General features: G+C 64.7%; 9 protein-coding genes. 6 read left to right on the plus strand and 3 right to left on the minus strand.

The window, feature by feature from the left end; all coding sequences use genetic code 11:
* Positions 1-16: 16 nt before the first annotated feature.
* Positions 17-907 (minus strand): tRNA glutamyl-Q(34) synthetase GluQRS, encoded by an 891-nt coding sequence (gene gluQRS, locus PDMSB3_RS05660; protein ID WP_007175691.1) that lies wholly within the window; start codon positions 905-907, stop codon positions 17-19.
* A 50-nt stretch (positions 908-957) separates the two neighbouring features.
* Complete coding sequence (locus PDMSB3_RS05665; protein WP_007175690.1) at positions 958-1,821, minus strand: sulfurtransferase; 864 nt, start codon at positions 1,819-1,821, stop codon at positions 958-960.
* A 329-nt stretch (positions 1,822-2,150) separates the two neighbouring features.
* Here PDMSB3_RS05665 and dnaE point away from each other — a divergent pair, with 329 nt between their 5' ends.
* A complete protein-coding gene (gene dnaE / locus PDMSB3_RS05670; protein ID WP_165185358.1) occupies positions 2,151-5,732 on the plus strand; it encodes a DNA polymerase III subunit alpha in 3,582 nt (1,193 codons plus the stop codon).
* 65 nt (positions 5,733-5,797) lie between these two features.
* On the opposite strand, the gene PDMSB3_RS05675 is transcribed toward dnaE, so the two are convergent.
* Complete coding sequence (locus PDMSB3_RS05675) at positions 5,798-6,559, minus strand: glycosyltransferase family 2 protein (RefSeq protein WP_165185360.1); 762 nt, start codon at positions 6,557-6,559, stop codon at positions 5,798-5,800.
* 231 nt (positions 6,560-6,790) lie between these two features.
* Between PDMSB3_RS05675 and msbA the strand changes: the two genes are divergently transcribed.
* The 5 genes from msbA to PDMSB3_RS05700 all read left to right on the plus strand — a co-directional run bounded on the left by msbA (position 6,791) and on the right by PDMSB3_RS05700 (position 13,864).
* Complete coding sequence (msbA, locus tag PDMSB3_RS05680) at positions 6,791-8,584, plus strand: lipid A export permease/ATP-binding protein MsbA (protein WP_165185362.1); 1,794 nt, start codon at positions 6,791-6,793, stop codon at positions 8,582-8,584.
* 118 nt (positions 8,585-8,702) lie between these two features.
* Positions 8,703-9,779 carry a glycosyltransferase family 4 protein gene (locus PDMSB3_RS05685; protein ID WP_007175686.1) on the plus strand — a complete coding sequence of 359 codons (1,077 nt, stop codon included), beginning with the start codon at positions 8,703-8,705 and terminating at the stop codon, positions 9,777-9,779.
* Between the two features lie 346 nt (positions 9,780-10,125).
* A complete protein-coding gene (locus tag PDMSB3_RS05690) occupies positions 10,126-11,253 on the plus strand; it encodes a glycosyltransferase family 9 protein (RefSeq protein WP_165185364.1) in 1,128 nt (375 codons plus the stop codon).
* A complete protein-coding gene (locus PDMSB3_RS05695; RefSeq protein ID WP_007175684.1) occupies positions 11,253-12,599 on the plus strand; it encodes an O-antigen ligase family protein in 1,347 nt (448 codons plus the stop codon). Before PDMSB3_RS05690 ends, PDMSB3_RS05695 begins: the two co-directional genes overlap by 1 nt.
* 5 nt (positions 12,600-12,604) lie before the next feature.
* Entirely contained in the window at positions 12,605-13,864 is a 1,260-nt protein-coding gene (locus PDMSB3_RS05700) for a glycosyltransferase (RefSeq protein ID WP_035516340.1), read from the plus strand.
* Positions 13,865-13,873 lie beyond the last annotated feature (9 nt).

A 13,873-nucleotide genomic window follows, 5' to 3' on the forward strand; every position in this document is an offset into this window, starting at 1 on the left:
CAGACGCGAATCGCGTTTATTCCGCTGGTAATCCCATTCGGTTTGCCCATGCCACCGTGGCGGCAGCATAAAAGCTGTCCAGCGTCGTATGGGCCGCGGCGCTCTGCAAGTCGAGCCCAAGATGCCGTGCCGCCGCGCTCAGCGCCTCTAGCGGCTTATCCTTATCCAGCGCCGTGGCGCCGTTCTGCTTGCTGAGTTTTTCTCCGTGTTCGTTCATGACCACGGGCACATGCAGATACTCGGGCGTCGGCACGCCCAGGCAGCGCTGCAGATAGATCTGCCGTGCCGTTGAATCCATCAGATCCGCGCCGCGCACGATGTGCGTGATACCCGCGTCCGCGTCGTCGACGACCACCGCCAGTTGATACGCCCATTGGTCGTCCGCGCGCTTCAGCACGAAATCGCCGACTTCCGTGGCCAGGTTTTGCGTCTGCCTGCCTTGCCAGCGGTCCTCGAACGTGATGACCGCGGCGTCGCCGTCGGGCACGCGCAAGCGCCATGCGCGCGCCGGTTTGCCGTGCAGGCCGTCGCGGCAGGTGCCGGGATAGGCGAGGGTGGTGTTGCGCGCATGCGCGTGCAGCAGCGAGTCGGCAATCTCCTTGCGTGTGCAGCCGCACGGATAGATCATGCCGGCGGCCTTCAATTGCTCCAGCGCCTGCTCGTAACGCGCGAGGCGCGTGCTTTGCCAGACAGGCGGTTCATCCGCATGCATGCCGAAGCGTTCGAGGGTGGCGAGAATGTCTCCGGCGGCGCCCGGCACGGTGCGTGGGCGGTCGATGTCTTCGATGCGAACGAGCCATGCTCCCCGATGCGCACGCGCGTCCAGCCAGCTTGCGAGCGCGCTGACCAGCGAGCCGAAATGCAGCGGGCCGGTGGGCGATGGAGCGAAGCGTCCGCGGTAGGTCATGGCGGCCTCTACCGGCAAGCCACGCTCTGATTGCGCCCGCTGCGCCGCCATCACGCGGCGCGCGCCGCCTTGCTGTCCGGATGACACTCTGGACACGTCTTGCCCGCCACGTACAGCGGCGATTGTTGCGCTTCCGGCGTGACCACGGCCCGGCAGCCGAAGCATTGCGTGGTCTTGCTAGGCTCCAGTTGCGGATTGAGCGCGGTGCGGTAGTCGAACACGAAGCAGTCGCCGTGATAGTGCGCGCCGCCCACTTCCTCGAAATACTTCAGAATGCCGCCCTCGAGCTGGTACACGTTTTCAATGCCGACGTCCTTCATGTGGATCGCGGCCTTCTCGCAGCGAATGCCGCCCGTGCAGAACGACACGATCGTCTTGCCTTCCAGATCGGTGCGATTCTGCTCGATCACTTCGGGAAATTCACTGAATTTGGTAATGCGGTAGTCGAGCGCGTTGTCGAACGTGCCGACGTCGACTTCGAACGCGTTGCGCGTGTCGAGCATCACCACGGGCCGGCCCTCGTCGTCGTGACCGCGGTCCAGCCAGTTTTTCAGCGTGGGCGCGTCGACGAACGGCGCGCGGCCGAGTTCCGGCCGGATGGCCGGCTTTTTCATCGTGATGATTTCGCGCTTGAGCTTGACCAGCATGCGGGTGAACGGCTGCTTGTCCGACAGGCTTTCCTTGAACTGCAGATCGGCGAACTTACCCTCGAACAGCGCGTCGTGACGGATGTAGTCGATGAACGCGCTGGTGTTCTCGCGCGTGCCGGCGACGAACAGGTTGATGCCTTCCGGCGCGAGCAGAATGGTGCCCTTCAGGCCCAGCGCATTGCAGCGTTCCGTGACGAACGGGCGCCATGCGGCCGTGTCTTCGATAGTCGCGAATTGATACGAAGAGAGGTTGACGATGCTCATAGATGTCCAGCGGTAAGAGGTGACCGGCGTTGCGGAAAACGGGGCGCATTGGGCTCCCGCCTTCAGCCGCCATGCGGCACGGCCACGTCGAATAGGGCGAAACCCGTATTATCCCTCAACCTGGCGCTTTCCCCGACTCGGCCGAATGGCCAGCGGGTTGCGGTAGCGCAAATCGTCGGCGAACTTGCCGCTTATCCGTGCCGTCCGAACGGCCGTCCCATGGTCCGCCGCTCGGGAAGCGCCGGTGCGCGCGGCTCGCGCGTTGCTGTCCTGAGCCGATCGGCTAACGCGCGGTTTTGGCCTGAAAACTCCGGAAGGGTGGAGTTACAATGTCGCCCATGTCAGATCCTCGCTTCGTTCATCTCCGCGTTCACTCCGAATTCTCGATTGCCGATGGCATCGTGCGCCTTGACGACGTCGTCAAGGCCGCTGCCAAAGACGGCCAGGGCGCGCTCGCCCTCACCGATCTCGGCAACGCATTCGGCCTAGTCCGTTTCTACAAGGAAGCCCGCGGCAAAGGGGTCAAGCCCATTGCCGGCTGCGACGTCTGGATCACCAATCCGGACGACCGCGAAAAGCCTTCCCGTTTGCTGCTGCTCGTCAAAGACCGGCGCGGCTACCTGAATCTGTGCGAACTGCTCAGCAAGGCGTCGCTCACGAATCAGTATCGCGGTCGCGCGGAAATCGAGGCCGGCTGGCTCGAATCCGGTCTGGGCGAAGGGCTGCTCGCATTGTCCGGCGCGCAGCAGGGCGACGTGGGTCTCGCGCTCGCGGCGGGTAACGAAGAAGCGGCAAAACGCAATGCGTTGCACTGGGCGAAGGTGTTCCCGGGCGGCTTTTATATCGAGGTGCAGCGCTGCGGGCAGCCGGGCGGCGAGCACTACGTGCAGCAGGCGGTCGCGCTTGCGGCGTCGCTGAAATTACCGGTGGTCGCCACGCATCCCATGCAGTTCATGACGCCGGACGACTTCACCGCGCACGAAGCGCGCGTGTGTATTTCCGAAGGCGACATTCTGGCCAATCCGCGCCGCTCGAAGCGCTTTACGCCCGAGCAGTACTTCCGCACGCAGGAAGAAATGGCCGCGCTGTTCGCGGACATTCCGTCGGCGCTCGCCAACTCGGTCGAAATCGCCAAGCGCTGCAACCTCACGTTGGAACTCGGCAAGCCCAAGCTGCCGCTGTTCCCGACACCCGACGGCATGTCGCTCGACGACTACCTTGTCCATCTGTCGAAAGAAGGCCTCGAAAAGCGTCTCGAACAGTTGTATCCGGACGCGGCCGAGCGCGAAGCGCAGCGCGAAACGTATTACCAGCGCCTCGAATTCGAGTGCGGCACGATCATCAAGATGGGCTTTCCCGGCTACTTCCTGATCGTGGCGGACTTCATCAACTGGGCGAAGAACAACGGCGTGCCGGTCGGTCCGGGCCGCGGCTCGGGCGCGGGTTCGCTGGTCGCGTACGCGCTCGGCGTGACCGACCTCGATCCGCTGCGCTACAACCTGCTGTTCGAACGTTTCCTGAATCCGGAGCGGGTGTCCATGCCCGACTTCGACATCGACTTCTGCCAGCACGGCCGTGATCGCGTGATCCAGTACGTGAAGGAAAAGTACGGCGCGGACGCGGTGTCGCAGATCGCCACGTTCGGCACGATGGCGGCGAAGGCGGCGGTGCGCGACATCGGCCGGGTGCTCGATCTCGGCTACATGTTCACGGACGGCATCGCCAAGCTGATTCCGTTCAAGCCGGGCAAGCACGTCACCATTGCGGACGCGATGAAGGAAGAGCCGCTGCTGCAGGAGCGCTTCGACAACGAAGACGAAGTGCATCAGTTGCTCGAACTCGCGCAGCGCGTGGAAGGGCTGACGCGGAACGTCGGCATGCACGCGGGCGGTGTGCTGATCGCGCCGGGCAAGCTGACCGATTTCTGCCCGCTGTACACGCAGGGCGACGAAAGCGGCGTCGTGAGTCAGTACGACAAGGACGACGTCGAAGCCGTCGGCCTCGTGAAGTTCGACTTTTTGGGTCTGACCACGCTCACGATTCTCGACTGGGCCGAGCGCTATATCCGGCGCCTGGATCCGTCGAAGCAGGACTGGTCGCTCGCGCAGGTGCCGCTCGACGACCCGGCGTCGTTCTCGATCCTGAAGAAAGCGAATACGGTCGCCGTGTTCCAGCTGGAAAGCCGCGGCATGCAAGGCATGCTGAAAGACGCGCAGCCTGACCGCTTCGAGGACATCATCGCGCTGGTCGCGTTGTACCGTCCGGGCCCAATGGACCTGATTCCGAGCTTCTGCGCGCGTAAGCACGGCCGCGAAGTGGTCGAGTATCCGGATCCGCGTGTCGAATCTGTTCTGAAAGAGACCTACGGCATCATGGTCTACCAGGAGCAGGTCATGCAGATGGCGCAGATCATCGGCGGCTATTCGCTGGGCGGCGCCGACTTGCTGCGTCGCGCGATGGGTAAGAAGAAGGCCGAGGAAATGGCCGAGCATCGCGAGCTGTTCCGTCAGGGCGCCGCGAAGAACGGGCTGGCTGGCGAGAAGGCCGACGAAATCTTCGACTTGATGGAGAAGTTCGCGGGCTACGGCTTCAACAAGTCGCACGCGGCCGCGTATGCGCTACTCGCGTACTACACGGCATGGCTGAAGGCGCACCATCCGGCGGAATTCATGGCGGCGAATATGTCGCTCGCCATGGACGACACGGACAAGGTCAAGATCCTGTTCGAAGACTGCCTCGTGAACAAGATGGCGGTGCTGCCGCCGGACGTCAATCTGTCCGCGTACCGCTTCGAGCCGGTTGCGGAAGCCGACGGCAAGCGTTCGCGAACGATCCGCTATGGCCTCGGTGCAATCAAGGGCAGCGGCCAGAACGCGATCGAAGAAATCCTGCGCGCGCGTGAGGAAGGCCCGTTTATCGACATCTTCGATTTCTGTAACCGGGTCGATCGCCGTATCGTCAATCGCCGTACGGTCGAAGCCTTGATCCGCGCCGGCGCTTTCGACACGTTGCATGCGAATCGCGCGCAACTGATCGCTTCGGTCTCACTTGCGATGGAAGCCGCCGAACAGGCGAGCGCCAACGCGCTGCAAGCGGGCCTGTTCGACATGGGCGACTCACCCTCGCAAGGTCACGAACTGGTCGACGAGCCGGAATGGCCGGAAAAGAAAAAGCTGCAGGAAGAGAAGGCCGCACTCGGCTTTTACCTGTCGGGCCATCTGTTCGACGCCTATAGGGACGAAGTGCGCCGCTTCGTGCGCCAGAAGATCGGCGAGTTGAAGGAAGGGCGCGACAAGCTGGTGGCGGGCGTGATCGCCTCGCTGCGCACGCAGATGACCCAGCGCGGCAAGATGCTGATCGCGCTGCTCGACGACGGCACCGGCCAGTGCGAAGTCACGGTTTTCAACGAGACGTTCGAAGCGCACAAGCAACTGTTCAAGGAAGACGAACTGCTGGTCGTGCAGGGCCAGGCGCGTAACGACGCGTTCACGGGCGGCATCCGCTTTACTGTCGACACGGTCATGGATCTCGGCCGCGCGCGCTGCCGTTATGCGGAGGCCGTGAAGGTGCAGATGAACGGCAATGCGGACGCGCTGGCCTTGCGTCGTGTGCTCGAAGCGCATAGCGCGGGCAAGGACGAACCGCAAGCGGCAGCGGCGCCGGCGGCCTCATCGCGTGGCGGGAACGGCGGTGGCAACGGTGGTGGCCGTAATGGTGGCGGCTATGGCGGCGGTGGGCAGCGTCAGGCGGTGCAGATCCCGAACGGGCTGGCCGTGCAGGTGGTTTATCGCAGCCAGAATGCCGAAGGTGAAATGCGTCTGGGCGACGCGTGGCGCGTGAAGCCGACCGACGAACTACTCGCGGCGTTGCGCGGCGAGTTTGCCGGAAGCTCGATCGAGATCGTTTATTGACGTTGCGGGTTGTCCGCGCCGTTGGCGCGGACAACCGAGCGCCCGCCTACCTGTCATCCAGGCATTCAGTGCCGCGCCTTCTCCCCCAGCCGCGCCAGCTTCAAAAACCGGTAATACACCGTCTCCGCATTGAACACCGCGATCATGAAACCGGCGCGGCCGTCCAGAAAACCACGACGCAGCACATAGGTCCGCACGAACGCCCACGCACCGCGTCCGAGCGCCTTGCCGAAGCTGCCTCGCTGACCCGCCGCGTGACGTTGCTGAGCGCCCGCTGTCGAATAGGCGTCGAGTTTGCGCAACACGCCTTCGAAGTCCTCGTACGAGTAATGCATCAGCTTGCCGGCGAGGCGTTGCGCCGGCGTGTCGAACACCAGTCGCTCATGAACCAGGTCGTCGGAGAAACGCGCGGCGCCGCGTTTGAAGAGGCGCGGAATCCAGTCCGGATACCAGCCGCTGTGATGAATCCAGTGCCCGCAAAAACTCGACAGCCGATCCACCGCATAAACGTCGGCGGTGGGGGCGGCCAGCGCCGCGCGGATCGCTGACGCGAGTTCCGGCGAGACGATCTCGTCGGCGTCGAGCGAAAGAATCCAACTGGTGCCGAGCGCGTCCACCGCGCGATTCTTTTGCGGGCCGAAGCCCGGCCAGTCGGTCTGTTCGATCACGCGAGCGCCGTGCGAGCGGGCAATGTCCGTGGTGCCGTCGGTGCTGCCGCCGTCGATCACGACGATCTGATCGGCGAAGGCCACGGCTTGCAGGCATTCAGCCAGCCGCGCCGCCGCGTTTTTAGTGATGATGGCGACGCCGAGGGTGGTTTCTTGCATACCTGAGTAGCGTGGAGGGCAAAATGACGGAACGCTTCGCGCAAGCGGCCGGCGCCGGGCGCATTGCGCGAAGCGGGCTGCATGGGCGAGTTTGCAGGAGCGAGTATACACAGCCGATCCCCAACCGCCGACGCCCATCCCCAACCGTTTACAATGGCTCTTTTTTGATATTCCGCACGGCAAGCATTCCGTCAGCCGCGCGATTGCCGTCCCGCATTCTCAGAGGATTCCTTGAGCGCGAAGCCAACGTTAAGCAAACCCATCGGTTCAGGTGAGGCGTCGTCGCCCGCCGTCGTCTTTCGACGTTTGTGGCCGTATATCAAGCCGCTGATCTGGGTTCTCATTGGTGCGATCGTCGCGATGGCCGTCAGCGCCGCGACCGACGCCGCGATCCCCGCCTTGCTCAAGCCTTTGCTGGACAAGGGTTTCGGCGCGCATGCCAACGACAGGGCCAAGTGGTTCGTGCCGGCCGCGGTGATCGGCCTCGCACTGATTCGCAGCCTGTCGCAATACGCGTCCGGGTATCTGCTCGCTTACGTGACGAACAAGATCCTGCTCGACCTGCGCCTGAAGATGTTCGACCGCATGATTCACACGAGCGTCGCGTTCTTCCAGCGCGAAACCGCGAGTACCGTGATCAACGCGATCGTGTTCGAGGTGAACCAGATTCTCAACGTGCTGCTGAGCGTGCTGGTCACGCTGGTGCGCGATTCGCTCACTGTGGTCTTCCTGCTCGGCTATCTGTTCTATCTGAACTGGCGTTTGACGCTGATCGTCGCGGTGCTGCTGCCGGCGATCGGCTGGCTGGTCGGCAAGATCAACCGCCGGCTGCGCCGCCTGAACCGCGAGCATCAACTGCTGACCAATGAGCTGTCGTACATCGTCGAAGAGTCGGTGGGCGGCTACAAGGTCGTCAAGGTGCACAACGGCGAGCAGTACGAGATGGAACGCTTCGAGTCGATGAGCAAGCGTCTGCGCGGCTACGCCATGCGCATGACGGTGTCCGGTGGCCTCGCGCAGCCGTTGACGCAGTTCCTCGCGTCGATTGCGCTCGCTGTCGTGATCACGATCGCGGTGGTGCAGTCGTCGTCGGATCAGACCACGGTGGGCGGGTTCGTCGCTTTCGTCACATCGATGCTGCTCATCATTTCGCCGCTCAAGCACCTGATGGACGTGAACCAGCCGCTGCAGCGCGGCATGACGGCGTGCGAAATGATCTTCGGCCTGATCGACGAGCCGTCCGAGCCGGAAGGCGGCGGCAAGCCGCTCGAACGCGCGCACGGCGAGGTGGAATTCCGCGACGTCTCGTTCGTGTACAGCGGCAACGCCACGCACAACCGCCACACGCTCGACAAGGTGTCGTTCCGGGTGGCGCCGGGCGAAATGGTCGCGCTCGCGGGCCCGTCGGGCAGCGGCAAGACCACGCTGGTGAATCTGCTGCCGCGCTTTTTCGATCCGACCGGCGGTCAGATTCTGGTCGATGGCGTGGCGATCCCCGAATACGATTTGCATGCGCTGCGCAGCCAGATCGCGATGGTGAGCCAGGACGTGGTGCTGTTCAACGACACGGTCGCCAATAACGTCGCGTACGGGCAGGTCGCCGACTCCGACAGGGTCAAGGCGGCGCTACGCGCGGCCAATTTGTGGGACACCGTCGAGGCCATGCCGAAGGGCATCGAGACGCTGGTCGGCGACAACGGCATGATGCTCTCGGGCGGCCAGCGGCAGCGTCTCGCGATCGCGCGCGCGATCTACAAGGACGCGCCGATCCTGATCCTCGACGAAGCGACGTCGGCGCTGGACTCGGAATCGGAACGCCATGTGCAGGCCGCGCTGGAAACCTTGATGAAGGGCCGCACGACGCTGGTCATCGCGCACCGCCTGTCGACCATCGAGCGCGCCAACCGGATCCTGGTGATGGAAGCGGGGCAGATCGTCGAGAGCGGCAGTCATCGCGAACTGCTGGCGCAAGACGGGCTGTACGCGCATCTGCACCGTATCCAGTTCCAGCAGAGCGCGGCGTAAAGCGCACGACACGTCAATCGGGCCATTCATTCGGGGCTCCCTGCACGCGGTCCGCCAAACCGGACCGCGCATGACTCATCCCTTAACATTTGACGAGGCGCTGGCGCGCGCTGTCTGAATGAAGAAACTTGGACTCTCCAGCAACGCTCTGCAACACAGCGGCGGCCTCGAGCGCTACGCAATGGATCTGGTGCGCGGCCTCGCCGCGCGCGGCGTCGAGCCGGCTTTCTTTGCGCGTCGTTTCGATGCGTCGCTGCCCGAATACGGGATGGTCGAGCCGCACCGTATAAACGTCGCGTTTCTGCCGGGCAAGCTGCGCGACCGCTGGTTTTCATGGCGGCTGCGCGCGGCACGGCGCGCGGCGCACGTCGATGTGCTGATCGGCTGCAACCGCGTCGACTCGTCCGACATGGCGATCTGCGGCGGCACGCATCTCGGCTTTTTGCGGGCGACGGGGCGCGCGCAGAAGCGTTCGGACCGCTGGCAGATTGCGCTCGAGCGCCGCCAGTACGAGCGCTCGAAAATCGTGGTCGCGCACTCGCAACTGATGCATGACGAATTGCGCGAACTGTACGGCGTGGACGAAGCGAAGATCCGCGTGTTGTATCCCCCCGTGGACGGCACGCGTTTCGCGCCCACGGATGCCGCGACGCGCGCCGCCTTGCGCCACAAATACGGTTTCGCCGACGACGAGATCGTCCTCCTGTTTCCGTCGAGCAGCCATGAGCGCAAGGGTTTGCCGCTCATCGAAGCCGCGCTGCGCGACACCGCGCTGCCGGTGGTCGTGGCCGTAGCCGGCCGCCCGCCCGCGCGCCCGTCCGCGCGGCTGCGCTATATCGGCTATGTGAAAGAGCTCGCGGAGTGCTACCGGGCCGCGGACTTCACGATCCTCGCGTCGACGTATGAGCCGTTCGGGCTGGTCGGCATCGAATCGGTGATGTGCGGCACGCCGGTCATTTTCCCGTCGACCATTGGCTGCTGCGATGCGATCGCCCCGCATGCGAAATTCGTTTTCGCGCCGGGCGAGGTGGCCGATCTGCGTGCGACAGTCGAGAGGGCGGTGCGGGAACACGGCGCCGGTACGCGTCGCACGCCACTCGAACTGGCTCGCGACGCGGTGCTTTACGACCCCGGCGTGGCTGCTCACGTGGACGCGCTGCTGACGCTGGCCGAGGGCATCGACAGCGCGCGTTAGGGATCCGCCGCACCCTTGTCGCAGAAGGGGCAAGCGGGTTTCCTGGCGTGGTTTCGCGTCGTTCCGTAGCAGGGTCACATGCTATAATTTTCAACTATCAACGCTCGAACTCAATTCGAGCCGAACACCCACTTACTTCATCGAACTTTCCATGCCGGCCTGGACAGGCGGCGGGCCAGAGGCGCCGCATCCCGAACCGCGCCAGTCCGTCGTGACGGGGCTGTAGCCGCTGCACTGGAGGCCTTCGGGAAGAATACCGCTGGAGATTGTGCATGGCGAACGCGACCTCGCGCCGGGTAACGGCGTACAGCAAGATCGCGGCGGGGACAAACGCGCCGATGAGCCCATGAGTCGGCTTGCCGGGCGTCTTCGTATTTTTGCGCGGGCCATCCCGCGACTGCTGATCAAGCCATTGCGCCGCGAGCCACGGCACCCGCGCCGGATCCTGATTGCGCACCACCTGTTGCTTGGCGACACGCTGCTGCTCACACCGCTGCTCGCCAAGCTGCGCGTGCAATATCCGCAGGCGCAGATCGTTCTCGCCTGTCCGAAGGCGATCGTGCCGCTGTATGCCGGCCGGCCTTTCGGTGTCGCGGTGTTGCCGTTCGATCCGCGTGATCCGCGGTCGGTGCGCGACGTTCTGCTTTCCGGACCTTACGACCTCGGCATGGTGCTCGGCGACAATCGTCATAGCTGGCTCGCGTTGGGTGCGGGCTGCCGCTGGATCGTCGGACACGCGGGCGACAAGCCGGCCTGGAAGAACTGGCCGCTCAACCGGAGCGTGCCGTATCCCGCTGCGCCGGCGGCCTGGGCCGACCTCGCCGCGGAACTGATCGACGGACCGCCGCCGCGCGCTTACCGGCCCGCCGATTGGCCCGCGCCGCCGCATGCGGCGCTACCCGAGCCGTCGCAGTTCGCGAAACCTTACGTCGTGCTTCATCCGGGCGCGAGCACCCGTGTCAAACGCTGGCCCAACGCGCGCTGGCGCGAGCTTGCGCAACGCGTGGAAGCGCTCGGCTATCTGCCGGTATGGACCGGCGGTCCGGGCGAAGCAGAGCTGATTCGCGAGATCGACCCCGACCCTCGTCATCCGAACCTGGCGGCGCGGCTCGGCCTCGGCGAGTTGTGGCATCTGTTTGCCGGCGCGCAAGCCGTGGTTTGTCCCGATACCGGCGTCGCGCATCTGGGGCGTCTGATCGGGGTGCCCACCCTCGCGCTGTTCGGCCCCGGCAATGCCTTGATCCACGGCGCGGGGCGCTACTGGCGCGAGGTGCCGTTCGTGCCCATTACCGTCGCGGAGATGCCATGCCGCGATCAGCCTTTTATTTTCCGCCGCAAGGTAGCATGGGTGCGGCGCTGCGATCGCAACGAGACGACCTGCGTCGCATGGCGCGGCGACCATGCCGACTGCATGGGCCGGCTGTCGGTGGAGTCGGTGTACAACGCATTGCAAAATGTTCTGGTGAAGGTGTAATGACTCACACGGCTGCGCGAGTGGAGCGCGTGTTATGGGTTGCGTGTCCCGTCATTCTGTTCGTGGTGATGTTCGGCCACATGACGGCGCTCGTCTTCAATGCGCTTGCCCTGATGGCGCTCGGCGTGGCGGCCGCCGCCTGCTCGGCCAGCCGGCCATCGCTATGGCACTGGCCGCTAATGCTGCCCATCGCGGGCTGGGCCGGCTGGAGCCTCGCCTCGGTCGCGTGGTCCATGTATCCGATGGTCAGTCTGCACGCGTGGTGCGACGAGGTGCTCTATCCGCTGGTGGCGTTCTGGGGCTTCTGGCTGTTCGGTACGCAACTGCGGCGGCCGGCGCCCGTCGTGCTCATCAACTGGTTCGCCTGCCTCGCGCTCGCCGCGATCAGCGCGCTCTACTGGGGGCATCTGCAGCCGCCCACCGCCAATACCTTTCCGTTGCATTTCTATAACCGCGTCGGTCACACCAGCACGCTTGCCGTGTTCGCCATGCCGCTCTTCGCCGGCTTCATGCTGCGGCCGCGGTGGCGCATGATCGGCGCAAGCGGCATCGCGCTGTGCCTGTTCATCGGACTGGCCACGCTCAACCGGTTCTTCTGGCCGGCGGCCGCCGTCACGCTTCTGATCGCACTGTTTCCGCTCTACCGGCGGCGCCTGCTGCTGGCGGTGCTGGTCGTTGCCGTGGTCGGCGCGGCCGGCGTCGGCACACTCGAGTTCAGTTCCCGCTTGCGCACGGCCGGCACCGTGCCCGCTGCTACGCAGCCGCGCGACGTCGCGATCGACGGTCATCAGGTCTACGTGCCAGGCTCGCTGTCCGCAATCGGCGACACGGTATCGGCCGACACGCGTCCGAAGCTGTGGGCGTTTTATGTCGGCGAGGCCGAGCGCCACGCGTGGGTTGGGGTGGGCTTCGGCAAGCCGTTGCCGGGTATCGTCTATCGCAGCGAAATGCCGGCCAGTTTGCTGGCGGTCGAGCCGCAAGCGCTGACGCACGCGCACAACCTGTTCATCAATACGTGGCTGCAGACGGGATTCATCGGCGTCGTGCTACAGACGGCGCTTCTGCTGTGCCTCGTGGGGCGCTTCTGGCGGCTGCGGCGGGTCGACCCCTGGCTGTGCGCTGCGGGCGTGGCACTGGTGGCCGGCATGATCGCGAAAAATACAACCGACGATTTCATGTGGCAAACCACCATGCTCGCGTTCTGGGCTTTTGCGGGCCTGCTGCTGGGCTGCGCGGAGCACGCCGGTGCAGCAGGCGAGGCGTCGCTGGAAACGGTGCGAAGCAGAACCACGGTACTGCGCAGCGAACAGCGGCGCGAAGCGCCGACAGCAGAGTTGGGCGAATAACCAGGATGACGAACGTGAACCCCCACTCTATCGAAGCCGACCGCACCCCGCTGCGCATCCTGTTTCATATCAACGATTTCGGTAAAGGCGGCACTGAGACCGCGTTGCTGTCCTGGCTAAAGACGCTCGACCGGCGCCTGTTCGCGCCGAGCCTGTCGGTGGCGTATCCGACCGACGACCTGGCGTTCTGGCGTGCGCAGTCGATTCCCGAAGACGTTCCCGTCCACGTACTCGCCTCGTCGAAATGGATGTACGCGCTGCATCAGGCGGCGCGCCGGCGCAAGCTGGGCACCGGCGAGAAGTTATTGCACAAGCTGTTGACCTACGGCGTGATCCGGCCGCTGCTGGCGCTGCGTATGCGGCATCTCGTCAGGCAACACGATCTGGTCTGCGATTTCGATTTTTCGCTGCGCCATATGGCGGGCAGTTGCAACGTGCCCTGGTTCGGCGTGAACCATTTCAGCCTCGCGGCCCGGCTCGGCGGCAAGAGCGCGCGCTACATCGCCCGGCGCGTGCGGCATTACGCGCGTTACTCGGCAATCACCGTGCTGATTCCCGCCATGCTGAACGAGGCGCGGGAACTCTTTTCGACAACGGGCGTGGACATGGACATTGTCGAGTTGCCGAATGTGATCGACGTCGACGCGCTGCGCTCCGCGGCGCGCGCGGAGATCAAACGTCCGGCGGAGTCATTCATCGTTTCCGTGGCGCGTCTGGATGAAGGTCAGAAGGACCACAAGACCTTGTTACGAGCCTACGCGCAGTTGCGCGAGCGCGGCCGCTGCGAGGCGGCGCTCGTCCTGATTGGCGACGGGCGCGACCGGGGCGAGCTCGAGCAACTCGCCGACCAACTGGGGATCGGTGCATCGGTGCAGTTTCTTGGCTTCTGTGCCAATCCGCTGCCCTATATCCGGCAGGCGGAAATGCTCGTCCTGAGCAGCCGCTACGAAGGTTGCGCGGTGGTGCTCGGTGAGGCGATGGCGCTCGGCACGCCGGTGCTGTCGGCGGATTGCCCGACCGGTCCGCGAGACATGCTGGAAGGTGGCAAGGCTGGCCTGCTGGTGCCGGTCGGCGACGTGGACGCTATGGCGTTCGGCATCGAACGCCTGCTGACGGACACCGAGCTGCGCCGCAGCGTCGCGCAAGCCGCGCTGCAAAAAGTCGAGACGTTCACGCCGCCACGCGCCAATCAGCGGATGCTGGAACTGGCGTTGCGCCTGCTGGCGAAGCAGGACTCGCCGTCGGGCGTGCTGGAGCCTCGCTGAAGCGCAAGC

Origin of the sequence: Paraburkholderia dioscoreae (genome assembly GCF_902459535.1) — a bacterium.
Taxonomy (GTDB): Bacteria; Pseudomonadota; Gammaproteobacteria; order Burkholderiales; family Burkholderiaceae; genus Paraburkholderia; species Paraburkholderia dioscoreae.

Bases quoted from the DNA above. Each gene is read 5' to 3' on its own strand.
- PDMSB3_RS05695 (WP_007175684.1), top strand. From the start codon at position 11,253: ATGACTCACACGGCTGCGCGAGTGGAGCGCGTGTTATGGGTTGCGTGT.
- PDMSB3_RS05685 (WP_007175686.1), top strand. From the start codon at position 8,703: ATGAAGAAACTTGGACTCTCCAGCAACGCTCTGCAACACAGCGGCGGC.
- dnaE (WP_165185358.1), top strand. From the start codon at position 2,151: ATGTCGCCCATGTCAGATCCTCGCTTCGTTCATCTCCGCGTTCACTCC.
- gluQRS (WP_007175691.1), bottom strand. From the start codon at position 907: ATGACCTACCGCGGACGCTTCGCTCCATCGCCCACCGGCCCGCTGCAT.
- PDMSB3_RS05690 (WP_165185364.1), top strand. From the start codon at position 10,126: ATGAGTCGGCTTGCCGGGCGTCTTCGTATTTTTGCGCGGGCCATCCCG.
- PDMSB3_RS05665 (WP_007175690.1), bottom strand. From the start codon at position 1,821: ATGAGCATCGTCAACCTCTCTTCGTATCAATTCGCGACTATCGAAGAC.
- PDMSB3_RS05675 (WP_165185360.1), bottom strand. From the start codon at position 6,559: ATGCAAGAAACCACCCTCGGCGTCGCCATCATCACTAAAAACGCGGCG.
- PDMSB3_RS05700 (WP_035516340.1), top strand. From the start codon at position 12,605: ATGACGAACGTGAACCCCCACTCTATCGAAGCCGACCGCACCCCGCTG.